Here is a 16845-nt window from a genome sequence, read left to right on the forward strand (position 1 = left end):
CGAAATGTCCCGGCTGCGCTCGACATGATGTTCCTTTGTTCACTTTGCACCGCTAACTTCTAACTATTCCTTGCTCACCGCCTACAAAAAAGCCCTGCCGCTGCTGCGCATCCCGTTTTCGGTGTATCTCATGCCGGTGTTCTGGTTTGGGCTGAGCGCCTTGCGCGGGCCCTGGAGCGGGTGGCGGGCGCTGGGCGTGTTCGGGGTGCTGCATTTGCTGGCCTACCCGGCATCCAACGGCTACAACTCCTACTACGACCGGGACGAGGGCAGCATCGGCGGGCTGAAAGCGCCGCCCAAGGTGTCACCGGAGCTGCTGCATCTGGTGTGGCTGTTCGATGCGCTGGCGGTGGCGGGCGCGGCACTGCTGTCGTGGCCTTTTGCGGCGCTGGTTGTCATCTATTTGTTGGTTTCAAAGGCATATAGCTACGAAGGCATTCGCCTGAAAAAGTACCCGCTGCTGAGCACGCTGGTGGTGGTGGTGTTCCAGGGCGCGTTCACGCTGCTGATGACGCAGGTGGGCGTGGGCGCTGCTTCGGCGCAGCTTTTTGAGAAAACCAACCTGCTGCTGGCGCTGGTGAGCACGCTGTTTTTGTGCGGCTCTTACCCGCTCACGCAGGTGTATCAGCACGCGGAAGACGCCCGGCGCGGCGACCGCACGCTGAGCTTGCGGCTGGGCATTCGGGGCACGTTTGTGTTTGCGGCGGTGGGGCTGCTGGCGGGCGCGGCGGCGCTGGGGCTGGCCTACTGGCTGCGGCAGGAAATGCGGCCGCTGCTGATTTTTCTGGTGGCCACGGGGCCGGTGGTGTCACTGTTCAGCCGCTGGGCCTGGGCGGTGTGGCACGACGAAAAGGCCGCCGATTTTGAGCACACCATGCGCATGAACCAGGTTTCATCGTTGTGTTTGAGCGCGGCCTTCATTGCCATGCTGCTGTGGCGCTGAGCAGCGGCCAACGGTTGAGGCAACTCAGAGCGCTACCGGTAGCGTATTAGCTCCACATTTTCCAACAAATCAGCTTTCGCCATGCGCTTTTCCTGGCTCCTGTTGCTGCCGCTGCTGGCAGCTTGCAATTCTAATCCTTCGGCGGAAAGAGGGGAACCAGGCTTCGGCGCGGCCGACCCGGAAAGCCCGGCCGATGCCACCGCCCTGCCCGCCCCCGACACCGCCAGCACCAAAGCCGTTTCGGCCGTGAGCGACACGCTGCGGACCGTGCGCCAGAAGCACAACTTCAGCAACCCCAAGGGCCCGGCCGACTTGTTCAAGCTGGTATATCGGGGCCCGTCCATCCTCGACGGCACGGGCGAGTTCACCATTACCAATCCCACCGGCGAGGTCATTTTCCGGGAGATGCTGACCGAGCCCGACCTCGAAGCGGCGCTGGTGTACGAGATGAAAAACCCCACCGCCACCCGCGCCGAACGCGAAACCTACGTGCTGCGCCGCATCGACCGGTTTTTCGTGCCTTCGCAGTTTCACACGCCGGCCATTGACCCGAACGCGGCATTTCCAACGGGCTTGGAGACGCTGGAGCGCGCTACCTGGGACGACCTGCAGCACCGCCCCGATGCCATCGGCTTCGATTACCTGAAGGGCAAAGAAGACCGCCAGCGCATCGCCTGGTCGCCGCTTACCAAACAGGTGGTGCGGGTGCAATAGCGCCGCCAGCACGTGTACCCCGAAGCTCCTGCTTCGGCCCGCCGAAACATCAATCGTTCAACGAGCCGAAGCAGGAGCTTCGGGGTACACGTGCTAGCCGCCCGTTTCCTCGCGCAGGAGCTGCTCCAGGCCCGCCCGCATCTGCTCGTAGGGCTGGAAGCCGCGGGCCAGCACGTAGCCCTGCTCGCCAATGCGCACCACGGCCGTGGGCAAGCCCTCGACGCCAATGCGGGCCACGGCGGCAAATTCCTGCCGGGCAGCCTGCGCGCTTTCCGGCGCGGCCCAGCGGCGCTGAAATTCCACCACGTCCACCTCAAAAGGCGTCAGCAGCTCGTTGTAAGTAGAAGGGTTGTTTAAATCCAGGCCGTCGCGGAAAAGCGCCCCTTGTACGGCGTGGGCAAAGGCCACGGTGCGGGCCGGGTCCTGCGTGAGCTGGCGGAAGGTGGCAATGGCCCGGCTCGGCGGCTCCGAGTCGTAGATGTACTCGCCGGCAGCGCCCAGGACTTTGAAGGCTTCACCAAATTGTACGCCGGTCACTTCCTCCACATCGTTGAGGCTGCGGCGCAGGTCGTCCCAAATGTCGGCAATGGGGCCCACGTCCTCGCCCTTTACCATGCCGCCGCACAGCACCGACACGTCGAGCCGGCCCGCAAATTCTTTCTGCAGGCGGTTGATGACCGGGCTCGTGCCGTAGCACCAGCCGCAGAGCGGGTCCTGAATGTAGAGCAGTTCGGGCAGGTGGGCGGGCGCGGTTTCTGGGGTCATCGGGCAAAATAACCGCACAATCGGCGGGGCGCAGGCACGATGGCTGTGAAAGCTTCCGAAAATTCGCCACATTTATGGGCTAACTCTTTCGCCTGCTGATGGAAACACTTTCCCCGCCCCTGGCCCCGGCGCTGGTGGTACCCGTGCCGCCCACGCCCGAAACCCCGGTTTGCGCCAGCTGCCACACGCCGCTGGCCGGCCCCTACTGCCACGCCTGCGGCGAAAAGCGCCTGCACCGCCACGACTACGCCCTCAAGCACTTCCTGGAGCATACCGTCGACACCGTCACGCACTTCGACCTGCGCGTGCTACGCGACTTGTGGCTACAACTGCGCCGGCCGGGCTTCCTGGCGGCGGAATGGCTGCAGGGGCGCCGCGTGGCCCACGCCCCGCCGGTACAGTTGTTCCTCATCACCAACCTGCTGTTCTACTTAGTGGCCAGCGTGTCGCACTTCAGCCCCTTCGAGAGCAAGCTCACCAGCCACCTGCATTCCACCAATGGCTACCGCCCTTTTGCCAACCGCCTGGTGCTGGAACACCTGCGGCACATGCCCAACACGCATTTCCAGTACACCGAATTTGAGCGGCACTTCAACGCATTGGCGCACAGCTACTCCAAGAGCCTGGTTTTCCTGTTCATTCCATTGCTGCTGCCGCCGCTGTGGCTACTGTTCTGGCGCCAGCGCCGCTACTTCGTCGAATGGATAATGGTGAATACCTACCTCTTTGCCGGCATTTTGCTGTTGTATGCCGTGGTGGCGCTGGTTTCCCTGTCCGCTTTCGTCGTGCCGGCGTTGATGCCCCTGTTCAACAACGACGGGCTCATCAGTTTGATGATGCTGCTGCTTACCATCGGCTACACAGCGTTATTTTTCAACCATGTTTTTCCGCTTGAGCCCACGCCGCGGGGCTGGCGCCGGATGCCGGCCGTGGCCTGGCGCTGGAGCAAGCCCGTGCTTTACACCGCGGCATTCGTGGTGGCCATGATAGCGCCCTACCGTTTTGCCCTGTTTCTGGTGTGCTATTGGGCTGCTTCTTAGACTGAAAAGAAATAGCTGCCCGAAGTTGAATCCTTTCGCCGCACCCGCCGTTACGGCCTCGATATGCTACCGCGGTAGTGCTAGGCTCAATACTTCGTTGATATATAATAAAAAGCCCCGTGGCAGTGCTGCCACGGGGCTTTTTTTATGGCCGAACCAGAAATTACCTAGCCGTTCATGGCCAGCAGGAATTCTTCGTTGTCCTTGGTGCCTTTGATGCGGTCCTTGAGGAATTCCATGGCCTCGGTGGCCGTCATGTCCGACATGAACTTGCGGAGCACCCACACGCGGTTCAGCTCGTCCTTGCTCATCAGCAGGTCCTCGCGGCGCGTGCCGGAAGCCGGGATGTCGATGGCCGGGAACACGCGCTTGTTGGCCAGCTTGCGGTCGAGCTGCAGTTCCATGTTGCCGGTGCCCTTGAATTCCTCGAAGATAACCTCGTCCATCTTGGAGCCGGTTTCAATAAGGGCCGTGGCGATGATGGTGAGCGAGCCGCCACCTTCCACGTTGCGGGCCGCACCGAAGAAGCGCTTGGGCTTTTGCAGCGCGCCCGCGTCGATACCACCCGAGAGGATGCGCGACGAACTGGGCTGCACCGTGTTGTAGGCCCGCGCCAGGCGGGTGATGGAGTCGAGCAGAATCACCACGTCGTGGCCGCACTCCACCAGGCGCCGGGCCTTGTCGAGAGCCATTTCGGCAATTTTCACGTGGCGGTCAGCCGTTTCGTCGAAGGTCGAGCTCAGCACTTCGGCTTTCACGGTGCGGGCCATGTCGGTCACTTCCTCGGGGCGCTCGTCGATGAGCAGCACCATGAGGTAGACTTCGGGGTGGTTTTCGGCAATGGAATTGGCTACTTCCTGCAGCAGCACGGTTTTGCCGGTCTTGGGCTGGGCCACGATGAGGCCGCGCTGGCCCTTGCCAATCGGGGCAAACAAATCGAGCACGCGGGTGCTGATTTGGGTCGATTTCGTGGTCAGTTTCAGCTTGGAATCGGCAAAAAGCGGCGTGAGGTGGCTAAACGGCACCCGGTCGCGGACTTCCTCCACAGTGCGGCCGTTCATGCTTTCCACGCCTACCAGCGCGAAATATTTCTCACCTTCACGCGGCGGCCGAATGGTGCACACCACCGTGTCGCCGGCCTTCATGGCATACTGCTTCACCTGCTGCGGCGACACATAAATGTCGTCGGGCGAGCTGAGGTAGTTGTAGTAAGGCGAGCGCAGGAAGCCGTAGCCGCCGTCCGGCATCAGCTCAAACGTGCCACCGCCGGGCACCACCAAATCCAGGTCCTGACGCTGGGGGCGCTGCTGTTGCTGGTTTTGATTTTGGTTCTGGCCCTGTGGCTGGTCGGTGCGGGGCGTGCCGTCGGCGTTTTGCTGGCGTTGCTGGCGCTGCTGGTCGCGCAGGGCGTAGCGCTCCTCGCGGGTCAGGTTGCGGTTGTCGCGGCCGTCGCGCGGCTGGTCCTGGTTGTTGCGGGGTTGGTCCTGACGGGGCTCACGCGGTTGGCCGTCGCGGTTTTCGCGGGGCTGGTCGTTGCGCGGTTCCCGCGGCTGGTTGTCCTGGCGGGGTTCGCGGGGTTGGTCGTTGCGCGGCTCGCGGGGCTGGTTATCTTGGCGCGGCTGTTGGTTGTCGCGGGGCTGCTGGTCCTGGCGGGCGGGGCGCTGCTGGTCGCGGCCGTCGCGCAGGGGCTGCTCGCGCATGTCGCGCTCGAAACGGTCGGCGCGGTTGTCGCGGCGGTCGGCGAAGCCGTTGCCACCAAATTCACGGCGGCGGTTTTCCGGGTTGTTTTCGCGGTTTTCAGTGCCATTGTCAGCCAGTTTGGCGGCAGCGGCGGCTGCCGCTTCGGCCGCTTTTTCGGCGGCCATCTCGGCGGCGCGCTGCTCGGTGATGGGGCGGCCGGCCCGGTCCACACGTTCGCGGCGGCGGGGCTGGGTGGCATTACCGTTCTGGTCGGCAGCCGGGGCATCGGCAGAAGTTTCAGCCGACGCTTCAGTGGCAGGCGCTTCCGTTGCAGCAGGGGCTTCGAGCGCGGTTTCGGGCACCGAAGTGAAAGATGTATCGGGCTCGGCGGCCAGCACGGCGCCGGTGGCATCGGCGGCGGGCACCAGGGCCAGGCCTTCGATGGGGTCGAGGATTTCGACGGTGGGTTCAACGGCGGGCGCCTGGGCAACCGGAGCAGCTTCGCGGCGCGGCTCGCGGGCCGGGCGGGTGGGCTGGGCTTTGCGGGCCGGCGGGGCTACGTCCGAGAAAGGCTGCTCGGCGGTGCTGGGAGCCGGGCGGCGGGCCGGCTTGCTGGCGCGGGGGGCTGGAGCGGCCGCGGTAGCGGGTGCTTCGGCCGCGGCGGGAGCTGGTGCGGCCGGCGCGGGGGCGGGCTGCTCGTCAGCGGTGGGAGTCAGGGCTTGCTGGTCGAGGATTTTGTATATCAAATCCTGCTTGCTCAGCCGCTTGAAATTGCCCACGTTCATTTTCTCGGCAATCTCTTTGAGGTCGGACAACAGCCGGTCCTTCAGCTCGTTAATGGTGTACATAAAGGGAATAAAGGGGAAACATCGGCTTGGGGCGGGGAGGGAGCTGGCTTGTCGGCGAAGCCAACGAAAGGGCTTGCGGGGCCAGCAATGGCACGAGGCGGCGGGGCCGCAACGGGTACTCGCGGGGTGCACAAAAGGCACCGGATACGCGCCTGGGGCGCAATCAGAATAAGCAGGAAATGTGGTGCAGAATGGGCCGCTGGGATTTTCAGCAAGAGACGGGCCGGGGGCAGGCACTGCGGCCCGCGAACCCAGACCACGGCGGCCGGTTGCTCCCGCAATGTTAGGGCATTACGGGCAAACCGCCAAATCGGATGCGGCTGGATATGGTTTAAACACGGCGGATTGGGAAATAAGTTGCCAAGCGCGGCGTAGGTATCACCGGCAGGACGCGGAGCGGGTCAGATTTCTTACGACCTTTGCCCGCATTACCTTCTTTTTATGCTGCAACTTTCCGTTCTCCGCGACCAGACCGACCTCGTGCTGGCCGGCCTCGCCAAAAAGCGCTACCCCACCGGCCCGGCCGACGTAGCTGCCATCCTCGACCTCGACCAGCGCCGCCGCCAGCTCCAAACCAGCCACGACTCAGCCCAGGCCGAAGCCAACAAGCTCGCCCAGCAAATCGGTGGCCTGATGAAATCCGGCGACCGGGCCGGCGCCGAAACCCTGAAAGCGCGCACCGCTGAGCTGAAGCAGCACACCCAAAGCGCCGCCGCCGAGCTGGCCCAGGTGGAAGAAGCCCAGAAACAGCTGCTCTACAAGCTGCCCAACCTGCCCCACGCCAGCGTGCCTGAAGGCCGCGCCGCCGCCGACAACGAAGTGGTGCGCGAGCACGGCGCCAAGCCCGAGCTGGGCGCCGACGCGCTGGCCCACTGGGACCTGATTAAGAAGTACGACATCATCGACTTCGAGCTGGGCGTGAAAATCACCGGCGCTGGCTTCCCGGTGTACAAGGGCCAGGGGGCCCGGCTGCAGCGCGCGCTCATCAACTTTTTCCTCGATGAGGCCCGCAACGCCGGCTACACCGAGATGCAGCCGCCCATTCTGGTGAACGAGGCCAGCGGCTACGGCACCGGCCAGCTGCCCGACAAGGAAGGCCAGATGTACCACGACGCCAAGGACGACCTGTACCTGATTCCGACCGCCGAGGTGCCGCTGACCAACATCTACCGCGACGAGATTATTCCGGTGGAGAAGTTGCCCATCCGCATCACGGGCCACACGCCCTGCTTCCGCCGCGAAGCCGGCTCGTGGGGCGCCGACGTGCGCGGCCTCAACCGCCTGCACCAGTTCGACAAGGTGGAAATTGTGCAAATCACGGAGCCCGAGCACAGCTACGCGGCCCTCGACACGATGGTGGCCCACATTGAAGGGCTGCTGCAGAAGCTGGGCCTCCCCTACCGCGTGCTGCGCCTCTGCGGCGGCGACATGGGCTTCACCAGCGCCCTCACCTTCGACTTGGAGGTGTGGAGCGCCGCCCAGGGCCGCTGGCTGGAAGTGAGTTCGGCCTCGAACTTCGAAACCTACCAGGCCAATCGCCTGAAGTGCCGCTACAAGGCCGAGGGCGGCAAAACCCAGCTGCTGCACACCCTGAACGGCTCGGCGCTGGCCCTGCCCCGCATCGTGGCCGCCCTGCTGGAAAACAACCAAACGGCCGACGGCATCAACCTGCCGGAGGTGCTGCACAGCTACTGCGGCTTCAGCAAGATTGGGTAGGCATTAATTGCTGACTAGCGCAGCGAGGCGGCTTCGGAACAATGTTTCGGGGCCGCCTCGTCGTTTGTGGTGGTTTGTAGCTACTTTTCTGCGGTTCTCACCTCAACGCCCGCGCCCATGTCCGATATTGTTTCCCTTGATGAAGTCGAGCAGTTGCAGCAGGAAATTGAGGCCGCGGTGCGGGAACCCGACCCGGTGCTGGCCAACCTGCTGATTACGCGCTGCCACTACCTGCTTTCGCAGGCCTTGCAGCGGGCGCTGGGGGCCGGGGCCGGCGCCAACTTTCACTCCTGGGCCGTGTGGGGCTCGCGCAAGGCCGGCGTCACCATTCGGCAGGAAGACCTGGACGATGCCCGCCGCGACGGCACCATCGTGGGCGGCATTGTAGGGGCACTAGTGGGCGTGGGCTGCGGCTGGCTGCTGCAATTTCCGCTGTGGCTGGAGCCGGGGGCGGCCGTGCTGGGAGCGGCTTGTGGCATTGCCGCCGGGCGCCTCATCATCAACCGGAGCCGGCGGCGCTCGGCGGGTCTGGTACTGGCCGGCAACCGCACGGTGCTGGAAGACATTGGCTTGCAAACGGTGCGGTTTCTGCGCTGGCTGGTGCAGGCCGCGCCCGCCCAGCCGGCCGATGCCGCCGCGTTTCTGGCGCCGTTGCAGCCCGGTGCGGTGGGCCAGCAAAACCAAGAGCTGCTGCGGCAGGCCTTCACCCAATACTACCGGGCCCGAATGGCAAGCAGCGCGGCCGAGAAAGAGCAGGCTACTTATTTCGGCAACTGCTTTGCGGTGTGGCACGAGCACGTGCGCCTCGAACCCTACATTCAGGGGGCCATGCCGCTCATCATCCGGCGTTGCGTGACGCAGCGGCTGCTGCAGTTTGATATCGGGGCGGTGCGGCTGGCGGTGGCGCAGGATGTACCAGCCAATGAAGCAGCGGCGGCGCTGGCCCTGCCGCAGTCCGCGCAAAGCGAGCAGGCGCTGGCCCTGCTGCGCCAGGGCAGCGGCAATGTGCAAAGCGGCACCCCGTTCCGAGGCACGGCCGCCGGCGACTGGACGCGCATCAAGGAACGTATGCGCTATGTGTTTGCGCTGTTCCAAGCATTTCACGCCGAGCCGCAGGTGTTTTCTTCGCCCTACGATGCTGCACAACTAGCCGCACTGGCGGCCGGGCAGCGGCCAGCGGGTACTTGGTAGGGCGGGTAGCTTAGTACTCCGCCATTTCCTCGTCCACGTAGCACCAGAGCCACCGTTCGCCGGGCTCGGCGGAGGCGATGACGGGGTGCTCGGTGGCTTGGAAATGCTTGGTGGCGTGCTGGTTTTTGGAGTTGTCGCAGCAGCCCACGTGGCCGCACTCCTGGCACGTGCGCAGGTGCACCCAGGTATCGCCGAGGGCCACGCATTCGGGGCACACGTGCGAGGGGACGGTTTTGAGGCTGGTGAGGGAGGTGAGGTGCTGGCAGGGCTCGGGCATGGGATGAAGGTAATAAAACGGACATTAAATCCTCAGCGGCCATCGCGCGAGGGTGGCAACTCCAGGTTCAGCGTCTGGTTGCGCATGCACTTAAAATGGCCTTGCGGGCACTTCTCGAAGCCGATTTTGGAGCAGGGGCGGCAGGGCAGTCCCGGCACTTCCAGCACGCGGAATTCGGTTTTGTAGGGGTACATGCCGAAAGCGGGTACAGTATTGCCCCACACACTGAAAATTTCCTTGCCGAAGGCCGCCGCAATGTGCATCAGGCCGGTGTCGTGGCTAACCACAAACAGTGCTTGCCGCAACAGCGAGGCGGACTGATGCAGCGAATAACGCCCACAACCGTTGTGAATCAGGGTTCGAGGAACCTGGGGATTCAGGGGTTTGGCCGGGAAATAATACGGGCTGTCGGGTATGACATCAGCCTTTTCAGCTGTTGCGGCCTGTGTCTCAAATGCCTGCTCGATGACGTGGCCGATGCTTTCGTCTTCAGGCCCGCCGAGTAGCACCACGGGCTGGGCCAGCTTGGTACACAGTTCGATGAGCTTTTCCACGGGCAGGCGCTTGGTGGCGTGCTGCGCACCAATGGCCACGGCCACGTAGCCGCGCTGGAAGGGTGCGGACAGCGTGGTTACGTCTACTTCCTGGCCAGCGGGGATGAAATAATCGAGCCCGCGGCCGTCGTCTCGCACGCCCAGTGGCGCGGCGGCCGCGAGGTAGCGTTGCACAATGTGCATGCGCGGCATTTTATCAACCTTGAAGTTGACCAATAGCCACTTCTGCCAGTTCAGCTTGTCGAAGCTGCTTGATTTGACCCCCAAGCGGAGCTTGATGAGCCGGGTGCGCAGGTTGTTGTGTAAGTCGACGATGTAGTCAAACCGTTCGGCTTTCAGGGCCTGCACCAGTTCGCTCAAGCTGCCGGTAAGGCAGTGCACTTTGTTGATGTAGGGGTTGGGTTCCAACAGGCCGCGGTAGGCGGGCTTGGTGGCAAAATGCACCTCCGCACCAGGCACCTGCTGGGCCAGGGCCCGCACCACCGGCGTAGTCAGCACGATGTCGCCGATGGAGGAAAAGCGGAGAACGAGAATTTTCATTTTTAGCTCGTCAAAACGTCATGCTGAGCTTGTCGAAGCATCTCTACCGCTGAAGTATTCATTTAATTTCTCGGTAGAGATGCTTCGACAAGCTCAGCATGACGTTCTAAAGTTATTCCCTACTCAAACAACGACTTTTTGTATTCCAGCGGGGGCGTGATGTTGGCTTTGCGCTGCTCGAAGTAGGCCGCTATTTCTTCCACCGTTTTGGCGTTGAGGGTCATTTCTTTGGTCAGCAGGCCTTTGCGGCCCATTAGCACGCCGTAGCGCATGTCTTCGTAGCCGTTGGTGTGGTGGGCGTCGGGGTTGATGCTGAGCATCACGCCCTGGTCGAGGGCGTAGCGCACCCAGCGCCAGTCTAGGTCGAGGCGCCAGGGGTTGGCGTTGATTTCGATGACGACCTGGTGCTGGGCGCAGGCGTCGATGACGGCTTCGTAGTCGATGGGGTACCCTTGGCGGCGCAGCAGCAGGCGGCCGGTGGGGTGGCCCAGCATGGTGGTGTAGGGGTTTTCGATGGCGCGCAGCAGGCGGTCGGTGGCCTTGCGCTCGTCCATTTTCAGGTTGGAGTGCACCGAGGCCACGATGAAGTCGAAGCTGGCCAGCACGTCGGCAGGATAGTCGAGCGAGCCGTCGCCGAGAATGTCGCTCTCGATGCCTTTGAAAATGCGAAACGGAGCAAGCTCGGTGTTCAGCTGGTCGATTTCCTGCTGCTGCTGGCGCACGCGCTCCACGCTGAGGCCATTGGCATAGTGGGCGGCCTGGCTGTGGTCGCAAAGGCCCAGGTACTGGTAGTTGTGGTCGCGCAGCCAGGTAGCCATCTCGCGGATGCTGTGGTTGCCGTCGGACCAGGTGCTATGGTTGTGCAGCGAGCCGCGCAAGTCGCCGTCTTCCAGTAGGCGGGGCAGCTTTTTGTCGGCGGCAAGGGCGATTTCACCCAGGCCTTCGCGCAGCTCGGGCACGATGAACTGCAGGCAGGCCGTCTCGTACAGCGCTTCTTCCTGCTCAAATCTTTCGCGCCGGGCCAACTGGCGCAGCGTGGCCGGTGCCCTGCCGCCGTGGCCCTGAACGCCGGGCAAGGCCTCGTCGAGATGCTCGCCGGCGGCGGAATTCAGAAATACCTCGGTGGCGAAAGCTTCGGGCGCCACCAGCAGCACCTCCACCTGCACGCCCGACTCCGTAGCCCGGCCGCGCCAGGCAAACGGACCCGAGCGGCGCGGGTCGGCCGTGAGGCCTTCCAGGCCGTTCAGCAGCGCGTGGGCGCCGGCGGGCTGCTCGGTAGCGGCCACGAGGCGCACGGTTTCCACAGTTTCGAGGCGGCGGCGGATTTCGCCGGCCACGGCCACCTGCGCGGTTTTCAGGGTTTCGCGCAGGCGTTGGGCCAGGTCGTCGGCCAGCTGCTCGGCCTGCGGGTAAAGCAATTTGCCCTGGCTTTGGCCGGCAAACTCCAGCGCTTCCAGAATGCCTTCCTGGGTTTTCTTGCCGAAGCCTTTGAGCTTGCTCACCTGGTCGGTTTCGGCGGCTTCGCGCAATTGCTCAATGGTTTCAATGCCCAGCTCGCGCCACAGGCTGCGAATTTTCTTGGGGCCAATGCCTTTGATTTTCAGCATTTCCACCACGCCGGGCGGCGTCACTTCCAACAGGCGCTGCAGGTCCGAAAACGTGCCGGTGTCGAGCAGCTCGGCTACTTTGGCGGCGGCGGTTTTGCTCAGCCCGGTGCGGTCGGGCAGGCCGGAGCGCTCCACCTCGGCCACGGGGAAGCCCAGGGCCTCCAGGGCGTTGGCCGTGCCTTCGATGGCGCGGATTTTAAACGGGTTTTCGTCGTGCAGCTCCATCAGCTGGGCAGCCAGCTTGAAGGCGCGGGTGAGGGCGCGGTTATCCACGGGAGAGTTGTTGTTGGAAAGGCGAAAGTAGCGTACCCAACTGCTTACGCGGAAAGCGGCCCGGGCGGCCAGCCGCGCCGTTTCCGCGTAGGTTGCTGAAACGCCCTCCTTTGGCTCGTTTGCCTTTGTTGAGCTGGCGAATAAAGACGCTAGTCTCCCCTACTTAAACTGACCTTCTTAGAGGCAACCGCCAAGCGGCTCATGAGTATTTAATCGAACCAGCCTGGCAAGCCCCGGAAGGCAGGTCTCTCAATGGTTTCCCAGCCTACCGGCCCTCGTTCAACTCCGTCATAATTTCGGCAAACAACTGCGCGGATTTTATCCGGTCTTCTGAAGCGTACATGGTAGAGGCCATGATGAGCTCATCGGCCTGGGTCTCGGCCAGAAACGCCTGCAGTTGCTGCTTCACGGTGGCTTTGCTGCCCACGAAGGAGTATTTCAGCATTTGCTGCACGGCGGGGTGGTGCCACATGTCGGCCAGTTCATCGGTCATGGGCGTGGGAGGCTGCAGGGGCTCCCGGGCGCCCCCGGTCAGCAGTGCGACAAACATGCGAATCAGGGAAGTGAATTGCTGCTGGGCTTCTGCGTCGGTGTCGGCCACGTAAGCGTTCAGGGCCACCAGGGTGTAAGGCTGCTGCAGCGTGGCCGATGGCTGAAACTCCTCGCGGTAGATGCGCAGTGCGTTGAGCAGGTGGATAGAGGCAAAGTGGCTGGCAAACGCGTACGGCAAGCCCAGCTTGGCCGCCAGATGCGCGCTATCGGTGCTGGAGCCCAGAATGTACAGGGGCACGTCGGTGCCCTCGGCCACCGGGGCCCGAACGGCGGCGTGCTTATTTTCCGGCGAAAAGTATTCTTGGATTTTGCTGATTTCGCGGGGGAAAGAGTGAGCTGCCTGCATGAAATCCGAGCGGATGGCCTGCGCGGTTTGCGAGTCGGTGCCGGCGGCTCGTCCCAGGCCCAAATCAATTCGGCCCGGGTACAAATGCGCCAGGGTGCCGAACTGCTCGGCCACAATCAAGGGCGAGTGATTGGGCAGCATGATGCCGCCCGAGCCCACGCGGATGGTGGCCGTGTTTTCTGCCACGTACCCGATAAGCAGCGAGGTGGCGCTGCTGCCAATGTTGTCGGAATTGTGGTGCTCGGCCAGCCAGTAGCGGGTGTAGCCGGCGGCTTCGGCGGCCTGGGCCAGCGCCAGCGAATTGCTCAGGGTCTGCTTGATGGTGTGGCCCTGCGACACGATGGCCAGGTCTAATATGGAGTAGGCGACCGGTGACTTTTCCGGGCGGCCGGACTCGTTAACAGGCGTAGGCATGGCTTCTTTAGATTAGCGGCCGTGGGTAGCACCAGGCCAGATGCTTGAATAGCAGGAAAGAGAAGGAAGGCGCGGATTAAATGGTTCGGAACGCGGGTTTTGGCAGGCCGAGATTTCCCCGCAGGGTTTCGGCCTCGTACTCCGTGTGAAAAAGGCCGCGTTCCTGCAGGATGGGCACCACCAGCTCGATAAAATCCCGTAGCCCGTGGGGGTGGTCTTGCCGAACCATGAACATGTCGATGGCCCCGGCTTCATACCAACGCTGTATTTCCGTGGCAACTCGTTCGGCCGAGCCCATAAACAAGGGAACGGGGGTGTGCGAGTACGGGCCCAGCGCGAGGATTTCCCGGTACTTCTGGTAGGCCTCGGCATCGGTGCGGCCCACGATGGGGTTTTGCGAAATGGCCCCCACAAAGTGTTCGGGCAGCCGGCCTTTCTCGAGCAGCTTCGTCTTCAGCGCATTCGCGAGCAATACCGTTTCCTCAAAGGTACTGCCTGCCATGAAGACCCCGTCGGTGTAGGACGTAGCCAAGTCCACGAAGGTGGGGGAGCTACCGGCCATGTACAAAACCGGCCGGCCCTGCACCGAGCGGCTAAGATTCAGCGGCCCATCCACGGAGAAGTACTGGCCCCGATAATTAACCGGGTGCATCTTACGCGGATTCAGAAACACACCGCTCGCTTTATCCCGGGGAAAGGCGTCGTCCTCGTACGTGTCCCACAAACCCAGCAGAATTTCCAGAAACTCCTCGTGCATGGGGTACTGGTCGGCCTTGCCGAGGTGGCCCCGGCTGAAGTTCACCATCCCGCCCGGATTGGAGGTGATGGCATTCAGCGACGCCCGGCCCTTGCTGAGTTTGTCCAACGACAAGACCTGTCGGGCTAGATTGTAGGGGTCGGTGTAGGAGGTCGAAGCCGTCATGGAGAGGCCGATGCGCTCCGTTTTCATGGCCAGGGCGGACATGAGCGCCCCCCCTTCGAACATGCTCAGGTAGTAGGGGATGTTGCCGGGGCCGACGTGGCTCACGTCGTACAAAAACAGGGTTTCGAATTTGGCCTGCTCCGCAAGCTGCGCCTGTTGAATGAAGAAATCAATGTTTTCGCCGGCGTCGGCGGGCATATCGGGGTGTCGCCAGGAGGAGAAATTCCACCCCGGCCCATCAATGACTGCGGCCAGTTTTAACGTTTTTCGGTTGGTCATTGCAAGAAGTATAAATGCGTGCTTTTGCCCCGGCAGAACCTGGCCGACTGGCGTAGACCTGGCCGATGATATCCAGCACCTGCCTGTTCTTTATATCGACCCAGCTGACGCCACAATCGCCGCTTTATGCTCTTCCAGAAATTCCCGGAGGGTCTTAGCAGGTCTGCCGAGAACGTACGGGATATCGTTTTGCACCATGGACATATAGGACATTCTGCCGTCGAGCATCTGCGTCACAAAGTCAAGGTTGGCCTTCGCGTACCAGCTCTCCGCTCCATTCGCCAGCAACGTTTCAATCAGCTCTTTAAAGCCTTCCAGCCCTTTGTTTTCGTGCTTGATTTCCAGGCCGGTAACTTCGCTCAACAGCGCCGCAATTTCCTGGCCGTTGAAGGTTTCCACGCTTAGCCAGTAATGCTGACCACCGTGCCGCTCGGGGCCGTCGACGAGGGCTTTGGCGGCTACTGCCGCAATATCACTAGAGGCAATGTAGCCGACTCGGCGGTCATCCCAGTAGCTGGTGTAGATTAGATTCTTGGGGATATACAGCCCGGTAAACACCTCCATAAACATGTTCGGATGGAGGTGGGTCCAGGCGATGCCGCTGGCCTCGATGTACTTTTCAATCAGCTGGTGCCAGGCAAAGTGCGCGTCGGTCGTATCCCACTCCGCGAACACGCCCACGTGCACGATATGGCGGACGCCAGCTTTCTTGGCCGCGTCCACCAGGGTTTTGCTTTGCGTGAGCATGGCCACCGTGTAGCCGGTTAGCAGAAACACCCGGTCCACCCCGGCCAGCGCCAGCGCGAAGGTTCTGGGGTCATCCAGGTCCAGGTAATGGCCGTCTTTTCCGTCGCGGCGAAGCTGTTCTACCGTCTCCTGGTTGCGCGACGTGATGCGTACGTTGACGGCTTGACCTTCCAGGTCTTTGACCACTTGACGGCCGATGGTGCCGCTGGCGCCCAAGACTAGGACGGTCGGGTGTTGCTGGTTTTCCATTTGCGTGTGCATTGAAGTTGTATTCGGTTGGTAGGGCCTGGACTGGCTACGCATTACCTAGCTGCCGGGCGCGGTTGCCGGCCACTACTTCTTCGCGGGTGGGCCAGGCTTCGCGTTGCAGCAGTTCCGAGATTATCTGGTCGCGTATCTGCGGGGCCTTGCCGGGCACGGCGTTGGCCAGGGCGTGGGTTAGCTCCGGGGCCGTGAGCTCGGTGCAGTAGGCCGGCGTGCCGGGCTGCTGCCGCCACGAGTCGGCCAGGCTACCCCCGTCCACCACGTCGAAGCCGAAGTCGTTGCAGAGGTCGGACAGAACTTGTTTGGCGCGCTCATCATCTCCCGCAATGGAGAGGGCAATGCGGCCGGGCGTGCCGGGCGCGGTGCCGCCGCTGGCAATCGTCTCGGCCAACAAGTTGTTGAAGGCTTTCAGCAAGGGGCGGCCCAGCTGCTCGGCCGCCAGCACGCTCTCCGGCTGGCCCTGCTCCAGCGCGTCGATTTTCTCGTCCCGGAAGGGGTAGTAGTTGCCGGTATCAACCACAATTACCTCGGGGGGCAACGACCGGAACAGGTCTTTGGGAAACTCGTCAAGTACCTTGAATGGCACGGCGATAAAAACGAGGTCCACGTCCTGCACCACCTCTTGCAGGGTGGCGGGGCTAGCCCCCAATTCCTGGGCTTTGCGGGCCAGTTCGGCCGGCTGGCGGGTGTTGGTCACTTTCACCTGATGGCCAAGGGCGGCCAGGTTTTTGGCGAGGGAGCCCCCGACGGGGCCGGTGCCAATGATTCCGATTTTCATGGGATGGGAGTTAAGTGGTTTATCGTTTCCACCAGGAGGCCCTCCTTAGGCCCTTTCTGGAAACACATTGTTACGCAGCGGCTTGCAGCAAAAGAGCTAGCTCATCTTCAGCAGCTGCAGGAAACTTTCCAGCTCCTGCAGCTTTTCCGTATTGATAGTCAAGTACATGTTGCGGCCCTCCTTGCACGAATTGACCAGCCCTGCATCGACTAAGGCCTTCACGTGCTGCGACATGGAGGGCTGGCTGATGGGTACAAACTCATACAGATTGGCGCATCCCAGCCGCTGCGCCCGCGCTATCTCCTGCAGCATGCGCAGGCGGGTGGGGTCGCTCAGCGACTTGGCTAGCTTGACGAGGGACTTGGTATCCATAGCAGTAGGGTGGGAATAGGAGG

General features: G+C 62.6%; 14 protein-coding genes and 1 pseudogene. 5 read left to right on the forward strand and 10 right to left on the reverse strand.

Annotated features, from left to right (window positions below; all coding sequences use genetic code 11):
- Positions 1–70 precede the first annotated feature (70 nt).
- Both MTP16_RS00510 and MTP16_RS00515 read left to right on the forward strand, forming a co-directional pair.
- A complete protein-coding gene (locus MTP16_RS00510) occupies positions 71–943 on the forward strand; it encodes a UbiA family prenyltransferase (RefSeq protein ID WP_243514922.1) in 873 nt (290 codons plus the stop codon).
- Between the two features lie 81 nt (positions 944–1024).
- On the forward strand, positions 1025–1657 hold the full coding sequence (locus MTP16_RS00515; RefSeq protein WP_243514923.1) for a hypothetical protein: 633 nt from the start codon (positions 1025–1027) through the stop codon (positions 1655–1657).
- A 93-nt stretch (positions 1658–1750) separates the two neighbouring features.
- Here MTP16_RS00515 and MTP16_RS00520 read toward each other — a convergent pair whose 3' ends face one another.
- Complete coding sequence (locus MTP16_RS00520; protein WP_243514924.1) at positions 1751–2422, reverse strand: DsbA family protein; 672 nt, start codon at positions 2420–2422, stop codon at positions 1751–1753.
- Between the two features lie 98 nt (positions 2423–2520).
- On the opposite strand from MTP16_RS00520, the gene MTP16_RS00525 reads away from it, so the two are divergent.
- Positions 2521–3462 (forward strand): DUF3667 domain-containing protein, encoded by a 942-nt coding sequence (locus MTP16_RS00525; RefSeq protein ID WP_243514925.1) that lies wholly within the window; start codon positions 2521–2523, stop codon positions 3460–3462.
- 167 nt (positions 3463–3629) lie between these two features.
- On the opposite strand, the gene rho is transcribed toward MTP16_RS00525, so the two are convergent.
- Positions 3630–5990 (reverse strand): transcription termination factor Rho, encoded by a 2361-nt coding sequence (gene rho, locus MTP16_RS00530; protein ID WP_243514926.1) that lies wholly within the window; start codon positions 5988–5990, stop codon positions 3630–3632.
- 441 nt (positions 5991–6431) lie between these two features.
- On the opposite strand from rho, the gene serS reads away from it, so the two are divergent.
- Positions 6432–7706, forward strand: a complete 1275-nt coding sequence (gene serS, locus MTP16_RS00535) for a serine--tRNA ligase (protein ID WP_243514928.1) — start codon at positions 6432–6434, stop codon at positions 7704–7706.
- 117 nt (positions 7707–7823) lie between these two features.
- The gene (locus MTP16_RS00540) at positions 7824–8897 is read left to right on the forward strand and encodes a hypothetical protein (protein ID WP_243514930.1); all 1074 of its coding nucleotides are present in this window, start codon (positions 7824–7826) and stop codon (positions 8895–8897) included.
- A 10-nt stretch (positions 8898–8907) separates the two neighbouring features.
- On the opposite strand, the gene MTP16_RS00545 is transcribed toward MTP16_RS00540, so the two are convergent.
- The 8 genes and pseudogenes from MTP16_RS00545 to MTP16_RS00580 all read right to left on the reverse strand — a co-directional run bounded on the left by MTP16_RS00545 (position 8908) and on the right by MTP16_RS00580 (position 16822).
- A complete protein-coding gene (locus MTP16_RS00545) occupies positions 8908–9174 on the reverse strand; it encodes a UBP-type zinc finger domain-containing protein (protein ID WP_243514932.1) in 267 nt (88 codons plus the stop codon).
- Between the two features lie 32 nt (positions 9175–9206).
- Positions 9207–10268: a glycosyltransferase family 9 protein gene (locus tag MTP16_RS00550; RefSeq protein ID WP_243514935.1), complete on the reverse strand. Its 1062-nt coding sequence runs from the start codon at positions 10266–10268 to the stop codon at positions 9207–9209.
- Between the two features lie 119 nt (positions 10269–10387).
- Positions 10388–12148, reverse strand: coding sequence for a helix-hairpin-helix domain-containing protein (locus tag MTP16_RS00555; RefSeq protein ID WP_243514938.1), 1761 nt, complete (start codon positions 12146–12148; stop codon positions 10388–10390).
- Between the two features lie 265 nt (positions 12149–12413).
- A complete protein-coding gene (locus tag MTP16_RS00560) occupies positions 12414–13460 on the reverse strand; it encodes an LLM class flavin-dependent oxidoreductase (protein ID WP_243514941.1) in 1047 nt (348 codons plus the stop codon).
- A gap of 76 nt (positions 13461–13536) precedes the next feature.
- A complete protein-coding gene (locus MTP16_RS00565; protein WP_262922652.1) occupies positions 13537–14661 on the reverse strand; it encodes an LLM class flavin-dependent oxidoreductase in 1125 nt (374 codons plus the stop codon).
- Between the two features lie 90 nt (positions 14662–14751).
- Positions 14752–15657 carry an NmrA family NAD(P)-binding protein gene (locus tag MTP16_RS00570; RefSeq protein WP_243514947.1) on the reverse strand — a complete coding sequence of 302 codons (906 nt, stop codon included), beginning with the start codon at positions 15655–15657 and terminating at the stop codon, positions 14752–14754.
- Positions 15658–15703: 46 nt separating this feature from the next.
- A pseudogene (locus MTP16_RS00575) lies at positions 15704–16453 on the reverse strand (NADPH-dependent F420 reductase); the annotation flags it as partial.
- 93 nt (positions 16454–16546) lie between these two features.
- Positions 16547–16822 (reverse strand): ArsR/SmtB family transcription factor, encoded by a 276-nt coding sequence (locus tag MTP16_RS00580; protein WP_243514952.1) that lies wholly within the window; start codon positions 16820–16822, stop codon positions 16547–16549.
- Between the last annotated feature and the right edge of the window lie 23 nt (positions 16823–16845).

The organism is Hymenobacter monticola (genome assembly GCF_022811645.1).
Lineage (GTDB): Bacteria > Bacteroidota > Bacteroidia > Cytophagales > Hymenobacteraceae > Hymenobacter > Hymenobacter monticola.